This window comes from Arthrobacter sp. NamB2, assembly GCF_005281365.1.
Taxonomy (GTDB): Bacteria; Actinomycetota; Actinomycetes; order Actinomycetales; family Micrococcaceae; genus Arthrobacter_D.
Map to the genome: position 1 here is coordinate 246845 of NZ_SZWI01000001.1, position 14573 is coordinate 261417.

13 protein-coding genes are annotated in these 14573 nt (G+C 68.8%); 10 read left to right on the plus strand and 3 right to left on the minus strand.

The annotated features are described in order from the left end of the window. The first annotated feature begins 245 nt into the window (after positions 1 to 245). The 7 genes from FDK12_RS01180 to FDK12_RS01210 all read left to right on the plus strand — a co-directional run bounded on the left by FDK12_RS01180 (position 246) and on the right by FDK12_RS01210 (position 9902). Complete coding sequence (locus FDK12_RS01180; RefSeq protein ID WP_137367855.1) at positions 246 to 740, plus strand: FBP domain-containing protein; 495 nt, start codon at positions 246 to 248, stop codon at positions 738 to 740. Positions 741 to 871: 131 nt separating this feature from the next. Beyond that, positions 872 to 2011 carry a GuaB3 family IMP dehydrogenase-related protein gene (locus FDK12_RS01185; RefSeq protein ID WP_137367856.1) on the plus strand — a complete coding sequence of 380 codons (1140 nt, stop codon included), beginning with the start codon at positions 872 to 874 and terminating at the stop codon, positions 2009 to 2011. A 19-nt stretch (positions 2012 to 2030) separates the two neighbouring features. Further along, complete coding sequence (locus FDK12_RS01190) at positions 2031 to 2522, plus strand: PTS sugar transporter subunit IIA (RefSeq protein WP_223263007.1); 492 nt, start codon at positions 2031 to 2033, stop codon at positions 2520 to 2522. A 107-nt stretch (positions 2523 to 2629) separates the two neighbouring features. Continuing rightward, positions 2630 to 3535 carry an SURF1 family protein gene (locus FDK12_RS01195; protein ID WP_223263008.1) on the plus strand — a complete coding sequence of 302 codons (906 nt, stop codon included), beginning with the start codon at positions 2630 to 2632 and terminating at the stop codon, positions 3533 to 3535. Then, complete coding sequence (locus FDK12_RS01200; protein ID WP_223263009.1) at positions 3528 to 4034, plus strand: DUF3817 domain-containing protein; 507 nt, start codon at positions 3528 to 3530, stop codon at positions 4032 to 4034. The genes FDK12_RS01195 and FDK12_RS01200 overlap by 8 nt, the downstream gene beginning before the upstream one ends. A gap of 102 nt (positions 4035 to 4136) precedes the next feature. Next, positions 4137 to 5723: a glutamine-hydrolyzing GMP synthase gene (gene guaA, locus FDK12_RS01205; RefSeq protein ID WP_137367859.1), complete on the plus strand. Its 1587-nt coding sequence runs from the start codon at positions 4137 to 4139 to the stop codon at positions 5721 to 5723. Positions 5724 to 5816: 93 nt separating this feature from the next. Then, a complete protein-coding gene (locus FDK12_RS01210; protein WP_137367860.1) occupies positions 5817 to 9902 on the plus strand; it encodes a DUF4011 domain-containing protein in 4086 nt (1361 codons plus the stop codon). Positions 9903 to 9936: 34 nt separating this feature from the next. Here the strand turns inward: FDK12_RS01210 and FDK12_RS01215 are convergent, their stop codons facing one another. From FDK12_RS01215 to FDK12_RS01225, 3 genes are all read right to left on the minus strand, one after another. Next, the gene (locus FDK12_RS01215) at positions 9937 to 10608 is read right to left on the minus strand and encodes an RcpC/CpaB family pilus assembly protein (protein ID WP_137367861.1); all 672 of its coding nucleotides are present in this window, start codon (positions 10606 to 10608) and stop codon (positions 9937 to 9939) included. Between the two features lie 108 nt (positions 10609 to 10716). Beyond that, positions 10717 to 11052 (minus strand): FmdB family zinc ribbon protein, encoded by a 336-nt coding sequence (locus FDK12_RS01220; RefSeq protein WP_137367862.1) that lies wholly within the window; start codon positions 11050 to 11052, stop codon positions 10717 to 10719. Between the two features lie 111 nt (positions 11053 to 11163). Further along, positions 11164 to 11817 (minus strand): 5-formyltetrahydrofolate cyclo-ligase, encoded by a 654-nt coding sequence (locus tag FDK12_RS01225; protein WP_189636221.1) that lies wholly within the window; start codon positions 11815 to 11817, stop codon positions 11164 to 11166. Between the two features lie 56 nt (positions 11818 to 11873). Here FDK12_RS01225 and galU point away from each other — a divergent pair, with 56 nt between their 5' ends. The 3 genes from galU to FDK12_RS01240 all read left to right on the plus strand — a co-directional run bounded on the left by galU (position 11874) and on the right by FDK12_RS01240 (position 14513). After that, positions 11874 to 12776, plus strand: a complete 903-nt coding sequence (galU, locus tag FDK12_RS01230) for a UTP--glucose-1-phosphate uridylyltransferase GalU (RefSeq protein ID WP_104117188.1) — start codon at positions 11874 to 11876, stop codon at positions 12774 to 12776. Positions 12777 to 12806: 30 nt separating this feature from the next. Beyond that, positions 12807 to 13412: a GNAT family N-acetyltransferase gene (locus FDK12_RS01235; protein ID WP_411266139.1), complete on the plus strand. Its 606-nt coding sequence runs from the start codon at positions 12807 to 12809 to the stop codon at positions 13410 to 13412. Between the two features lie 117 nt (positions 13413 to 13529). Further along, positions 13530 to 14513: a hypothetical protein gene (locus tag FDK12_RS01240; RefSeq protein WP_189636222.1), complete on the plus strand. Its 984-nt coding sequence runs from the start codon at positions 13530 to 13532 to the stop codon at positions 14511 to 14513. Positions 14514 to 14573: the final 60 nt, after the last annotated feature.

A 14573-nucleotide genomic window follows, 5' to 3' on the forward strand; every position in this document is an offset into this window, starting at 1 on the left:
GAGCATGCTGCGGACCGCTTGGCCCCGAAGTGCCACGGTGAGCGGGGTGGCCTCGATGGCCTGCTGTGCGCCCGCGGCCAGGCCGGCACCCCAGCATGCGGCGGGTCGTTCCTACTCCTGAACCCCCGCGTCGGACGCCCTGTGCGTCACCGACACCGATACCCGTCATGGCACGGTAGTTCCCGCATGCCACCAGCCGGCAGAGACCGATCATCCCGATCCTCCAACTGCTAAGGCGCTCCTCCATGCACCCCCTTTCCATCAAGGACATCCGTTCATCCTTCATCAACGCGACGCGCTCCGAGGCGGCGAAACTGACCCCACCGGGGAACTTCGACTCCCTCGACTGGGACAACCTGGACTTCCTCGGCTGGCGTGACGAGAAGATGCCGCTCCGGGGGTACCTCGTGGTGCCCACCGACCAGGGGCCCTCGGGCATCCTCCTCCGGGCACCCGAGTCCGGCGCACGGAAGAACCGGGCCGTCCTGTGCGAACTCTGCCGTGACGTATTCTCCAAGGAGGACGTCCTCCTGTGGGTCGCACGCCGCGCCGGCCAGTCGGGCCGCGACGGCAACACGGTCGGTACGCTGATCTGCGCCGATTTCATCTGCTCCGCGAACGTGCGCAGGGAGCCGCCCGCCAGCGAGATCCAGCCGGACCCTGCTGCGGTCGTCGCCCGCCAGGTGGGCGAACTGCGCGAGCGGACCGACAGGTTCCACTCCCGCGTGCTGAAGCGCTAGTACCGCAATCGGACCGGACACCGCGGCACGATGCACCGAGGGCGCACCCGCCCGCAGAAGCGGGCGGGTGCGTGCCCGTCGCAGCATGACGCGCCGCTCGTCCGCGGGCCGCGCTGGGCTAACCTAGAGCAGTGACTTACGAGATCGAGATTGGCCGAAGCAAGCGCGGACGCAGGGCATATTCGCTGGACGACGTGGCGGTGGTGCCCTCGCGGCGCACGCGTGATCCGCTCGACGTCTCCGTCGGCTGGCAGATCGACGCCTACCAGTTCGAGATGCCCGTCGTCGCAGCCCCCATGGACTCGGCGATGTCACCCGCCACGGCCATCGCCATGGGCAGGCTCGGCGGTCTCGGTGTACTGAACCTCGAGGGGTTGTGGACCCGCTACGAGGATCCACAGCCCGTCCTCGACGAGATCGCGGGACTGAGCACCGAGAACTTCAGCCCCGCAGCGACCCGGCGCATGCAGGAGCTCTACGACGCACCCATCCAGGCAGACCTCATCACGAGCCGCCTCGCCGAGATCCGTGAGGCGGGTGTGACCGTCGCCGGTGCCCTGACGCCCCAGCGCACCCAGCAGTTCTACAAGACGGTCCTCGCGGCGGGCGTCGACATCTTCGTCATCCGCGGCACGACGGTTTCCGCGGAGCACGTATCGAAGAACGAGCAGCCGCTGGATCTGAAGAAGTTCATCTACGAACTCGACGTCCCCGTGATCGTCGGCGGTGCGGCCGGCTACACGCCCGCCCTCCACCTCATGCGGACCGGTGCCGCCGGTGTGCTCGTCGGTTTCGGCGGCGGGGCGACCACCACGACGCGCCGAGCGCTCGGTATCCACTCGCCGCTCGCCTCCGCCATCGCCGACGTCGCCGGAGCCCGCCGCGACTACATGGACGAATCCGGAGGCCGGTACGTCCACGTCATCGCCGACGGCGGCATGGGGGCCAGTGGCGACATCGTGAAGGCGATCGCCATGGGCGCGGACGCCGTCATGCTCGGTTCGGCGCTCGCCCGTGCCGAGGAGGCACCAGGCAAGGGCTGGCACTGGGGCCAGGAGGCGCACCACCATGAACTGCCACGCGGCGACAGGGTGAACATCGGCACCGTCGGTCCGCTCCGGGAAGTGCTGTGGGGCCCCTCCCACCACACGGATGGCACGTCGAACCTCATCGGCGCGCTGCGGCGGGCGATGGCCACCACCGGCTACTCGGACCTCAAGGAGTTCCAGCGCGTGGAAGTCGTCCTCTCGCCGTACATCTCCACCGACTGATGGTTCCGAAAGGCATACTGTGAGCGACCTGTCTCTTGACCTGCACGACGCCGGACTGACCACTCCCGAACTCGTGATCCTCGAGATGGAGGCGACCTCCAAGGAGGACGCCTCGGCGCAACTCGCCTCACGCATGTACGAGGCCGGGCGCATCTCGGACCTGGAGGCCTTCCTCGACCAGGTCAATTCCCGCGAGCACCAGATGGCGACGGGACTGCCTGGCGGTGTGGGCCTGCCGCACGCCCGCAGCCAGTACGTCAACCAGACCTCCATCGCGGTCGGTGTCACCCGGTTCGGGCACAGCCTCGACTTCGGCGCCGTGGACGGTCCGGCAACGCTCGTACTCCTCATGGCCACGCCGGCACAATCCTTCTCGGAGCATCTCGAAGTGCTGGCCACGATCGCTCGGAGCCTGTTCAAGGAGAACTTCCGGGAGTCGCTGCGCCGGGCGCACGACGCCGAGGTCATCGCCGAGCTGATCAACTCGTCCCTGGTGTTCTTCGACCACTAGCGACGGGGCGACGGACATAGTCCAATCACTCCTCCGCCGGCTCGGCCGCTAGCGATCAGGCCCGCGGGCATTCGTTGTTCTACAGCCGTACGAAGTACCGTTGAGGGGTGTTGAAGACCGCGCTCAAGCCTCGATGGATCCTCATGCTGATCCTCGCCATGGCCATCGCCGCGGTCTTCGTGCTCCTCAGCCAGTGGCAGTTCAGCTCTTCCCGCGACGCACCGCCGCCTGCGCCGAGTGCCACCGAGAACGTCCGCCCGCTGACCGAGGTGCTGCAACCCCTCACTCCGCTGTATTCGAGCACTGCCGATCAGATGGTCTCGCTGGACGGCAGTTTCCTGCCGGGCACCAGGGTCCTGGTGCAGAACCGGTTGTCCGACGGCGAGGACGGCCTCTGGGTCGTCGAGGCCTTCGCGGTCGAGGGATCGGACGGGGACCCGGAACCGGGCGTCGGCGGTGCCGTCATCCCCGTCGTGCTCGGGTGGGTGCCGGAGGCCGATGAAGCCGCTGCGATCGAGGAACAGCAGGGCCCGGCCTCCGTCGTCGGTCGCCTCCTGCCACCGGAAGCCCCCGAGGTGCAGCGGCCCGTGGAAGGGCAGGTGCCCACGCTGGCCACTGCCGAACTGACCAACCTGTGGGAACGCGAGTCCTATTCCGCTTTCGTCGTCGCGTCGGAGGTGACGGTCGGCGGTACCGACGTCCCCTTCGCCGAGGGCATGCGGCAGGTCGTCGTCGGTCCGCAGCCGCAGGAGACGCCGATCAACTGGCTGAACATCTTCTACGCGATCGAGTGGGTCGTCTTCGCCGGCTTCGCCTTCTTCCTGTGGTGGCGCCTGGTTGCCGACGACTACCGCCGCTCCCTCGAGGACGCCGCCGATGCCGCCGAGGCAGCGCAGGCGGAGGGCGCCGACCGACGGCCCGACGCCTCCGCCGTCGTCACCGGTGCCGGCCCGTCCACCCATGCGTCACCCGACCCGACGTCCGACACCGAAAGAAGCGCGCACAGTGACTGAGCCCACCCTGGAACCAACCGGAGCAAGCGGAGCAACCGGAGGTCCTGGACCTACGCCATCGAAGGGCACGCCGAAGCGGCGCTTCGGGGGAACCCACCGGCAGATCAGGTCCGCGCTCGCGTTCTACAAGGTGCTGGCCTATGCCACGGGCGTCATGCTCCTGCTCGTCGTCGTCGAGATGGTCGCCAAGTACGGCTTCGACTCCGAGATCGTCGCGGGCGGCGGTGCAGCCATCCAGTTCCTGCCCGAGGTCGTCGCCGAGACGGCGGGCGGGTTCAACCTCTCGACGGCGGTGCTGATCGTGCACGGCTGGCTCTACGTCGTGTACCTGATCGCCGACTTCCGGCTCTGGCAGTTCATGCGGTGGCCGTTCAGCCGCTTCGTCCTGATCGCGCTCGGCGGCGTGGTGCCCCTGCTGTCGTTCTTCGTCGAGAAGCGGGTCCACCGGCAGGCGGAGCAGGACCTGACGGCACACCCCGAGGCCGCGCCGCGCTACTGATGCCCCCGTGACCGGCGGGGAGTAGTCACGGACGGCTTCCAACTGCTCGGTGGACCGTCATCCCGGTGTGCGACGCCGGTGCACGCGGACTATTGTTGATAGGTGACTACCCCCGAGAACGGTTCCGAACACCGCCCTGTCCTCGTCGTGGATTACGGCGCGCAGTACGCCCAGTTGATCGCGCGCCGCGTCCGCGAGGCCGATGTCTACTCCGAGATCGTGCCGCACACGCTGAGTACGCAGGAGATCCTCGCTAAGAATCCTTCAGCGATCATCCTTTCGGGCGGCCCGTCCAGTGTCTACGCGGAAGGCGCCCCGAAGGTCGAGGCGGACCTGTTCGAGGCAGGCGTGCCGGTGCTCGGCATCTGCTACGGCTTCCAGGCCATGGCCAATGCGCTCGGCGGCACCGTCGCGAGGACGGGCCTGAGGGAGTACGGTTCCACCGACGTGCGCTCCGACGGCGGGTCCCGCTCGATCCTGAGCGGCACGCCCGACCAGCAGAACGCCTGGATGAGCCATGGCGACAGCGTGCAGTCGGCGCCGGAGGGCTTCGACGTCCTCGCGAGCACGGCAGGGGCGCCGGTCGCAGCCTTCGCGAACGAGGAGAAGGGCCTCTACGGCGTGCAGTGGCACCCCGAGGTCAAGCACTCCCAGCACGGCCAGGCCGTCATCGAGAACTTCCTCTTCAGGGGCGCGCGGCTCGATCCGAACTGGACGACCCGCAACATCCTCGAGGAGCAGGTGGAGCGCATCCGTGAACAGATCGGCGACTCGCGCGTCATCTGCGGACTCTCCGGAGGCGTCGACTCCGCCGTTGCGGCAGCACTGGTGCAGCGCGCCGTCGGCGACCAGCTCACGTGTGTCTTCGTCGACCACGGATTGCTCCGCGAGGGCGAGGCCGAGCAGGTCGAGCGTGATTTCGTGGCCGCGACCGGCGTCCGGCTCTACGTCGCCAACGAGCAGAAGCGGTTCCTCGAGGCGCTCGCCGGCGTGTCGGATCCGGAGACGAAGCGCAAGATCATCGGACGCGAGTTCATCCGCGCCTTCGAGGAGGCGGAACGCGCCATCATGCGCGAGGCCGAGGCGGAGGGCGAGCCCATCCGCTTCCTGGTGCAGGGCACCCTGTACCCCGACGTGGTCGAGTCCGGGGGCGGCGAAGGAGCCGCCAACATCAAGAGCCACCACAACGTCGGCGGCCTGCCCGAGGACCTCCAGTTCGAGCTCGTCGAGCCGCTCCGCACCCTCTTCAAGGACGAGGTCCGAGCCGTCGGGGCCCAGCTCGGGCTCCCTGCCGAGATCGTGGGACGCCAGCCGTTCCCCGGTCCGGGACTGGGGATCCGCATCGTCGGCGAGGTGACGGAGGAGCGCCTGGAGCTGCTCCGGAAGGCCGACGCGATCGCCCGTGCCGAGCTGACGGCTGCCGGACTCGACAACGAGGTGTGGCAGATGCCCGTGGTCCTGCTGGCGGACGTGCGCAGCGTGGGCGTGCAGGGTGACGGCCGCACCTATGGGCACCCGATCGTCCTCCGCCCGGTATCGAGCGAGGATGCCATGACGGCCGACTGGTCACGCCTCCCGTACGATCTGCTGGCCCGCATCTCCAACCGGATCACCAACGAGGTGGACGGCGTCAACCGCGTGGTGCTCGACGTCACGAGCAAGCCGCCGGGAACCATCGAATGGGAATAGGCAGCGGTCCGGGCGGCGATAAACCTACTTCGGTCCGCCCGGGCAGCGTTGCTATCCGCGGGGACCGTCCGCTTTTCGGATAGCTTGGAAGACATGCCAATCTGGTCGAGATCAGCACGTGACAATGCAGGGAAGAAGGCCGTCGTGCCGGAGCAGGACCAGCGGGATGCGGCAGCGACGCCGGCGGATCAGCTGCAGGAGGACCAGCGAAGCACCGGGACCGGCCAGCAGGATGCTGCCGGGTCCGAGGATCGGTCGTCCGCGCAGGACTTCCTCGTTCCGTGGCTCGAGGGCCTCGGTGCGCAGGCGAGCGGGGACACGCTGCTCCACTTCCGGCCGTCGGCTGGCACGAGCATCGACCTGACCCACGCGCACCCCTCCGGGCTCGCTCAACTCCTCGCCGGTCGCCGGACGCGCCTGTCGACGCTTCTGCGGGACCCCGTCCAGTACAGTGCGGCCAAGGCGGCCGCACGGGCCCTGCGGGCGAAGATCTTCGAACTCGGAACCGAGCGCGGCATCGACGTCGGGTACCTCGCCGCCGGAACGGCGTCCTGGCGATCGGTGGACGATGCAGGACGTTCCGAGACACTGAATGCACCGGTGCTCCTCACTGCTGTGTCACTGACGGTGCACGCCTCACAGGACGACTACGAACTGCAGATCACCGAGCAGGCCCGGATGAATCCGGCCCTCGTGCGCCATCTGCGGGACCACCAGGGACTGCAGGTGGACCCGACCGGCATCGCCCGGCTGGCCTACGGCACCGCGCGCTTCGATCCCTACCCCGTGCTCGAGCGCATGCGGGTCCTGGCGGACGGCGTCCGCGGGATGTCGGTCGAGCACCGGATCCTCGTGTCGACGTTCGCCGACCTCGCAGGCGTCAAGGGCGATCCGGCACTCCGCCCCGAACACCCGGTGCTCGCTGCCCTCATCGCGTCGGCGCGGGGTGACGCAGAGGCAGCTTCGGTCCTTTCCGGGGCAGCGGACGGACTGTCCTTCCCGCCCGCGGACGAGCGGGATCCCGCGCACGAGCTGCTGATCCTCGACGCGGACCGGGCGCAGCAGGAGGTCCTGGACCTGGCCTCCGCCGGCGTGAGCCTCGCAGTGGCCACACCGCCGGGAACGGGGCAGACACAGACCGCGCTGAACGTCGTTGCACGGGCGGCCGCTGCCGGCAGCCGCGTCGTCGTCGCGGCCGAGCGCCGGGGCACCCTCAACGAGTTGGTGCAGGATCTGGACGGGCTGAACCTCGGCTCGCTCGTGCTCCAGCTCGGCAGCCAGACCGGCCCCGCGCAGCTGCGGGAGGCCGTCATCCGTGCCCTGGTGCGGAACGAGAAGGCGACGGAGCCGCACCTCGAATCCCTGCACTCCACGTTGACGGGTCACCGCCACCAGCTCATGGAGCACGTGCGAAGCCTCCACAACGTCCGGAGCCGCTGGGCGTGCTCGCCCTATCAGGCCATGCAGTCCCTCGCCGGCCTCACCGCCCTCGACCCTGCGCCTTCCACCACGGTGCGCCTCAAGCGCAGCGTCCTCGACTCGATCGCCGACCGCAAGGAACTGAGCGAGCGCCTCCGCCGTGCAGCGGAACTGGGTAGCTTCAGCAAGGCCTCGACCGAGAGCCCCTGGTACGGCGCGCAGCTGCTCAACCGCAAGGAGACCGAGCACGCGCACGGTCTGGCGCAGCAGCTCTCGACGGAGATCCCCGACCTGCGGAATCGGGTGCAGCGCGTAGCAGAGCATTCGCACATCACGCTCGGCGCGACCTTCAGGGAATGGGGCGAGCAGCTCGAGCTCCTCGTGGCGGTGCGGGGGAGCCTCGACAAGTTCACGCCCGACATCTTCGACCGACCCGTGACCGACCTGATCTCGGCGACCGCGCCTTCATCGTGGCGCAAGGAACGCGACATCGAGATGAGCTCGATGACGAGGTCGCGGCTCCGGCGCGTCGCCAAGGAGTACATCCGGCCCGGCGTGCACATCTCGGACCTCCACACCTCCCTTCTCGAAGTGCAGCAGCAACGCACGCTGTGGACGCGCTACGCGCTGACCGAGCGGCATCCCTCGGTGCCGACCGGGCTCGCCGAGATTAACGCGTCCTACCAGGCCGTCGAGGCCCGCCTCGCCGACCTGACCGAGATACTGCGGCCCACGTCACGGCACCCGGACCTCGCGTCCCTCGAACTGGACGGGCTCGAGGCGATCCTGAGCGGCCTCGCATTGGACCGGGAGACCCTGGAGACGCTGCCGGAGCGCACGCTGCTGCTCGACGAGATGCGTGAGCAGGGACTGGGCGAACTGCTCGCCGACCTCGCAGCCCGCGAGGTTCCTGCGGAAGGGGTCGGCCCGGAGCTGGAGCTCGCCTGGTGGCAGTCCGCTCTGGAGGCGATGATCAGCGGTGACGACTACCTCGCCATGTCCGACGGCGCCAGCCTCCGCAAGCTCGAGGCCGAGTACCGTCTGGCGGACAACGCCCACATCGCGTCCGGACCTGCCCGGATCCGCTGGACGCTCGCGGAACGGTGGCGGAACGCCGTGGCGGATCACCCTGATGATGCCGGCCGCCTGCGGCAGGAACTCAAGGACGGCACCCTCACCCTCGAGGTCTTCGCGAGCCTTCACCGGGACTTGGTCGCGGCACTGCTGCCCGTCTGGGCCGTGAGCCCGCTGACGATCAGGGGCACCGTGCCCGAGGGCTACACGTTCGACACGGCGGTTGTCCTCGACGGTGAGTCGATGTCCCTGCAGAGCGCGGTGCCCTGCGTGGCGCGCGCGGCGCAGGTCGTCGTCTTCGGCGACGATCGCCTCGCCCACCCGACCCGCTTCAGCATCGAGGTGCAGGCCGCCGACCGGGCGACGACCCTCGAGCCGCTACCGAGTGCATTCGACTCGTTGCGCGAGGTACTGCCTGTCCGCGGGCTGACAGAGGTTTACCGGGGGGTCGATCGCGGCCTCGACACCTACCTGAGCGAATCGTTTTACGACGGGAAGCTCTCGCGGCTGCCGCAGGCCTCCGAAGTGACGGGTGAGGGTCGAGGGCTCGTGGTCGAGTACTTGCCCAACGGCACCGGCATGCCGAGCTCGGAGCACGACGGCGTGGAGAGCGTCGACGTCGAGGTGAACCGTGTCGTCGAACTGGTCTTCGACCACATCCGCCGCCGCCCGAGCTTCTCGCTCGCGGTCGTGACGGCGAGTGCACGGCATGCAGCGCGGGTGGGAGAGGCGATCCGCCTGCAGATGGCGGAATTCCCCTGGGCGGCCGACTTCTTCACACCGCGCAGGGAAGCCTTCCGTGTGGTTCCCGTCCAGCGTGCCGGTGGGTTGGTGCGCGACGACATCATCTTCTCGCTCGGCTACGGACGGACCCCGCACGGACGTGCACTGCACTCCTTCGGTCCGTTGTCCGGCTCCGACGGTCGCCAGAACTTCGTCATGGCCATGACGAGGGCGCGGCGCCTGCAGCATGTGCTGACGTGCTTCGAGCCCTCCGACCTCGATCCCGACCGCCTCACGACGGGGGCGCTGGACTTCTTCGAACTCCTGCAGCGCGAACTCGGGGGCGACGCGGGACACAACGCGGTCAGGTCGGGCGGCAACGAGGATCCGCTGGTCGCGGATCTGGTGGACCGCCTGAGGTACCGTGGCGCGGACGTGTGGGACCACTACGCGGGCGTCCTCGACATCGTCGCGGTGCGGCCTCCAGGCGTCAGTGTCGAAGGAAGTGCCGACGGCAGCGCTGCGACGGTGTCGGACGAGCGCCCGGCGCCGCTCGCGATCGAATCCGACGGTACGACCCGCTACGGATCGATGTCCGTGAGGGAGCGAAGCCGCCTGCGCCCCCAGGTCCTCGAGCGTATGGGGTGGCGCTACATGCCGTTGTGGACGATCGAGGTGTTCACCGATCCCGATGGGTGCGCCCTGCGGGCTTCGGCCCTCATCGGCCTCCCCCCGCGTGAGATGTCAGAGCAGCCGCGAACGCGAAAGGACGCCGCCAGGATGCGGAAGGACGAGCAGCACCCGGGACGTGGCATCATCGTCGGCCGTGAAGCAGGAGCAGCAGAGGATGCCTCTCCTGCGCTTCCGACGACCGCGGGCGAGGACGACCCCCGAGCGTGGGGCGACGCCGAGGAGAATCACGACGAGTGGCTTCAGGAGCAGCGTCCCCCGCACTGGGGCTGATCGCGTCGACGCTCCTCTTGTGAGTCCGCCGGGCTCACGGGGCTGTTCTCAACACGAGGTGGACATCCCCTGAGCTCGACGCTCCGGCGAGCGCAGCGGCCTCCTCCGCTCCGGCGGCGACGACGACGAGTCCGGCGTCGTCGTCGGCCCCTGGCCACGTTCCTCCCGAGCCGCCCGGAGCAGCCCACACGACCGGGACGGAGCGAGCGAGGACCGTCGATTCCGACGCGACGTCGTAGCCGTTGCCCGTACTCAGGATGACGTCGACGATCTGACCCGGGGCCAGGAGCTGGACTGTGGCCGGATCGGCCGGCCGGATGGGCACGGCGACAGTTCCCGGCGCGGTACCCGTCAGCAGGCCGTCACCCACGAGCGCCGTGGGCGGGATCGGGGACCCCTGGGACAGGGGAGCAGCCAGCTGCTGGCCGACCACCTGGGACCGGTCCTGGTAGGCGGGCCCGCCCATCGCTTGTTCCGGAAGGTCGATGAGTGCGACGTCGGCGTCGCTCAGGACCTTTCCGACGGGGAGGTCGTGTGCAGCGCTGACGACGGTGGTCGTTGCGTAGTCCTCACCCACGGCGGCTTCAACGGCGACACCCGCGGCGGCACTGAGCAGCAGGCAGGCGATCAGGCGCCTGTGTCGCTGGATGCGCCTGCGTAGGCGATACCGGATCGGGGGGCGTCCGGCGTGATTCGTCTGGTTCATGGACCGACCGTAGGCCGGGCCTCCGCGTGCGTGGTCCTGCGATCAGGCGTATGTGGACATCAGCGCTCCCGACGCGGTGGCGACGTAGGGAAGTCCCTCCCTGCACCTTCAGGAGGAGGCGGTGGCTCCACCGCTCGGGGTGGCCGAGGAGGTTGACGGGGAGCTCGACGAGGAACCCGTGCCCGCCGAGGAATCGGAGGTGACCTTGGCCTTGGTACCCGAATCGGACGTCGCGGACGACGAACCGGCCTCCACGCTGGTCTTGGTGTCCCTGGAATCGTTGCGGTAGAAGCCAGTCCCCTTGAAGACGACGCCGACGCTGTTGAACTTCTTCCGCAGGGCGCCGCCGCACTCGGGGCATACCGTCAGCGAGTCTTCGGAGAACGACTGCTGGATATCGAAGGCGTGGCCGCAGTCCTTGCAGGCATAGGCGTACATCGGCATGGAAATCCTCCTGGACGAACGTCGTGGACCCGAATGGCTCTCTGGACCGTCGATTGGCACTCTCCGGGGTCGAGTGCCAGTCTACACCCCGAGAGCGGGCGCCGTGTCCGACTATCGCGCGTCGCGGGTCCTGTCGAAGCGCAGCAGGCCGTCCGCGGTGAACGCTCCTGTCAGCTGCTGATCGTAGGGCTCTGCCGGGATCACTCCGCTCGGCAGTATCTCCGAGCGGTAGACGACCCCGAGCCGGGGTACGGCCCCGGGCTCGTCGATGGGGTGCCGGGCGAGGAAACGGTCGTAGTACCCGCCGCCCTGGCCGATGCGGTTGCCCTCGACGTCCACTCCGAGCGCGGGGACCAGGATGAGCGCGACCTGCGGGGCGAGGTCGCCGAACTGACGGCGTGGACCCACAGGTTCATCCACCGGGGCTCGCACCGAGCGCTCGAGGGCGATCCCGGGAGTCCAGGCACCCCAGGACAGCTCGTAGGCGGGTTCGCAGATGGGGACGACGACGCCGAACCCTAGCCGGTGCAGTTCCCCGAGGAGGGAAGCGGTGCGTGGCTCGGGGTCGACGCCGAGGTATGCGGCGACGGTGGGGCGGGGGGTGGCGCCGGCGCTGTCCGCGAACGGTCGACCGACATGCGCGACCACGGCCTCGCCGAGGGCGTCCGACTGGTCCTGCCGCTCCGTCGGATCAATGGCGGCGCGTGCCGTCCGCAGTGAGGCGCGCAGGCGGGCCTTTTCCGTAGCACGGAGGGAGCGTGTCATTCCACCATTGTGCTCGCAGCCTCGCGAGTCCACGCCCATTATGTAGTGTGGTGCCCATGACTTTGCGATCACGTGTGACGAAGGCCGTTATCCCCGCGGCCGGCCTGGGAACCCGTTTCCTTCCCGCAACCAAGGCGATGCCGAAGGAAATGCTTCCGGTCGTCGACAAGCCGGCCATCCAGTACGTCGTCCAGGAGGCCGTGGACGCAGGACTGTCCGACGTCCTGATGATCACGGGGCGCAACAAGCGGGCGCTGGAGGACCACTTCGATCGTGTTCCTTTCATCGAGCAGACCCTCGAGGCCAAGGGTGACCTCGACAAGCTCGCCGCCGTGCGGCGCCCGTCCGAGCTGGGCGACATCCACTACCTCCGCCAGGGGGACCCCAAGGGCCTCGGCCACGCGGTACTCCGGGCCAAGCTCCACGTGGGCGACGAGCCGTTCGCGGTCCTGCTCGGAGACGACCTGATCGACGAGCGTGATCCCCTGCTGGAGACGATGATCGAGGTCCAGGCCAAGACGGGTGGCTCAGTGATCGCCCTCATCGAGGTCGACCCGCAGCAGATCAGCGCCTACGGCTGCGCCGATATCACCGAGCTGGACGGGGAGGACCACGTCCGCGTCAACCAGCTGGTCGAGAAGCCCGCCGTGGAGGACGCGCCGTCGAACCTCGCCGTCATCGGGCGTTACGTGCTGCACCCCCGGGTCTTCGAGGTCCTGGAGACCACCCAGCCCGGTCGCGGGGACGAGATCCAGCTGACCGACGCCCTGCAGACCCTGGCTGCGGCCGAGGGAGAGGGCTCCGGCGTCTACGGGGTCGTCTTCCGTGGCCGTCGGTACGACACGGGTGACAAGCTGAGCTACCTGAAGGCGGTTGTCACGCTGGCGTCCGAACGCGAGGATCTCGGACCGGACCTCTGCGCCTGGATCAAGGACTTCAGCAAGAACATTCCGGACTGATCCGCCGTGTGGTCGGCAGCCAGCTGGCCCGTGACCCTGAGGGCCGGTTCGCTGGTCCTCAGGCCCATTCGCCACAGGGACAAGGCGGCCTGGACTGCGTTGCGACACCGCAACGCCCGCTGGCTGGCCCCGTGGGAGGCGTCGAACCCCGACCCGGAGGGCTTCCTGCCCACCTATCACCAGATGGTGCGCTCGCTGACGGCACAGGCACGGGCAGGAACGGCCCTTCCGTTTCTCATCCTCGAGCAGCAGCCGGGCTCGGGCCACGAGCGCCTCGTCGGACAGTTGACGGTGTCGGGCATCACCTGGGGTTCGGCGATGACGGCGACGCTGGGCTACTGGGTCGACTCCGAGCGGGCCGGGCGGGGGATCGCGCCGACCGCGGTGGCTCTTGCCACCGACTACTGCTTCGGTGACCTCGGGCTGCACCGAATGGAGATCAACATCCGTCCGGAGAACCGCGCGAGCCTCCGGGTCGTGGAGAAACTGCACTTCCGCGACGAGGGGCTGCGCCCCAGGTATCTGCATATAGCAGGTCAGTGGGCAGATCACAGGAGTTTCGCCCTCACTGCGGAGGAAGTGCCCCGCGGTCTGTTGACTCCGTGGCTCGAGGGCAGTCCACCTCGCCTGGGGTGACCTGGATGTCCAATGCCCTGAAGGGCATATTCGATCACGACACACCGGTGCCAATGCCGCGGCCTGCGGGTGATTGCTCCTACGGTTCTAGATGTGGTCTTTTCTCTGGATAGTTCGTTGGTACTCGCTGCAATCGTCGGATTGTGGCTGGTGTGGGTAGCCCCGTTCGTCCTCCGTGCGAACGTGCCGGCCACAGCCGGAACCGCGGCTCTTTCGCGGAAGGCCACGACTCGCGGTGCGTGGGGCAGCACGATGGCAATGACCCAGCCCGAGAGCGCGCCGCGTCGCTGGTGGAGCATCCAGGGAACCCACTCCCCGGCGTTCCAGGAAGTGCCCGCGCCGGCGCACCCCGGCGCGTCCGCACCCACGACGTCGTTCACGCCCCGCTGGGGACGCATCGCCGTTGCGTTGGTGGGGCTCATGGCGTTGGTCGCCGTACCCGTCACGCTGGTTCTCGCGGCCCTGAACGTCGTGTCCCCGCTCGTTCCACTCGCCTGCGCCGCACTGACCGCCGCCGCCGTCGGGGTGCTGAGGTTCCTCGCCATCCGATCCCGTCGGGCACGCATCAACAACGCTTTCGCCGCTGCGATGGCGCCCGTGCGCACCACCGCACCCGGGACTTCCGGTACATCCGAAACGTCGGAGACGTCCGAGACGACCGGAACCGCCGGTCGCGCTGCTCCTCAACGTCCCACGGCACTGTTCGACGCCGAGGACCAGGCGGTTCGGCCGCTGACGGCGATGGAGCTTCGCACAGCAGCCCTCGCAGTAGCTCACGGAGCCACCGCGGTGTCGGTGCACAGCGGGATCCAGGCGGGCACCGAGGAAGCCGCTACGCAGCCCGCCGGAGCAACAGCCTGGGCGCCGGTCGAGGTCCCGCGTCCCACCTACGTCGACTCGGTGAAGGCCGAACGCCAGGCCCCCGCTCCACTCGATCTGCCCGAGGCGCCGAAGCCCTCGTCGAAGACCCCCATCAAGGCCGCGGAGGCTGCAGCGCGGAGCGCATCGGCGACAGCCGATCCCGCAACCACGACCTCCGGGTCCGCTCCCGCCACGGGGCGCATCAACCTCGACGACGTGCTGCAGCGACGCCGCGCCTGAGGCAGCGGTGCCATGGCCCGGCGCTGTCGCCACGATGGCCGTAACCGCCGCCTAGCCACC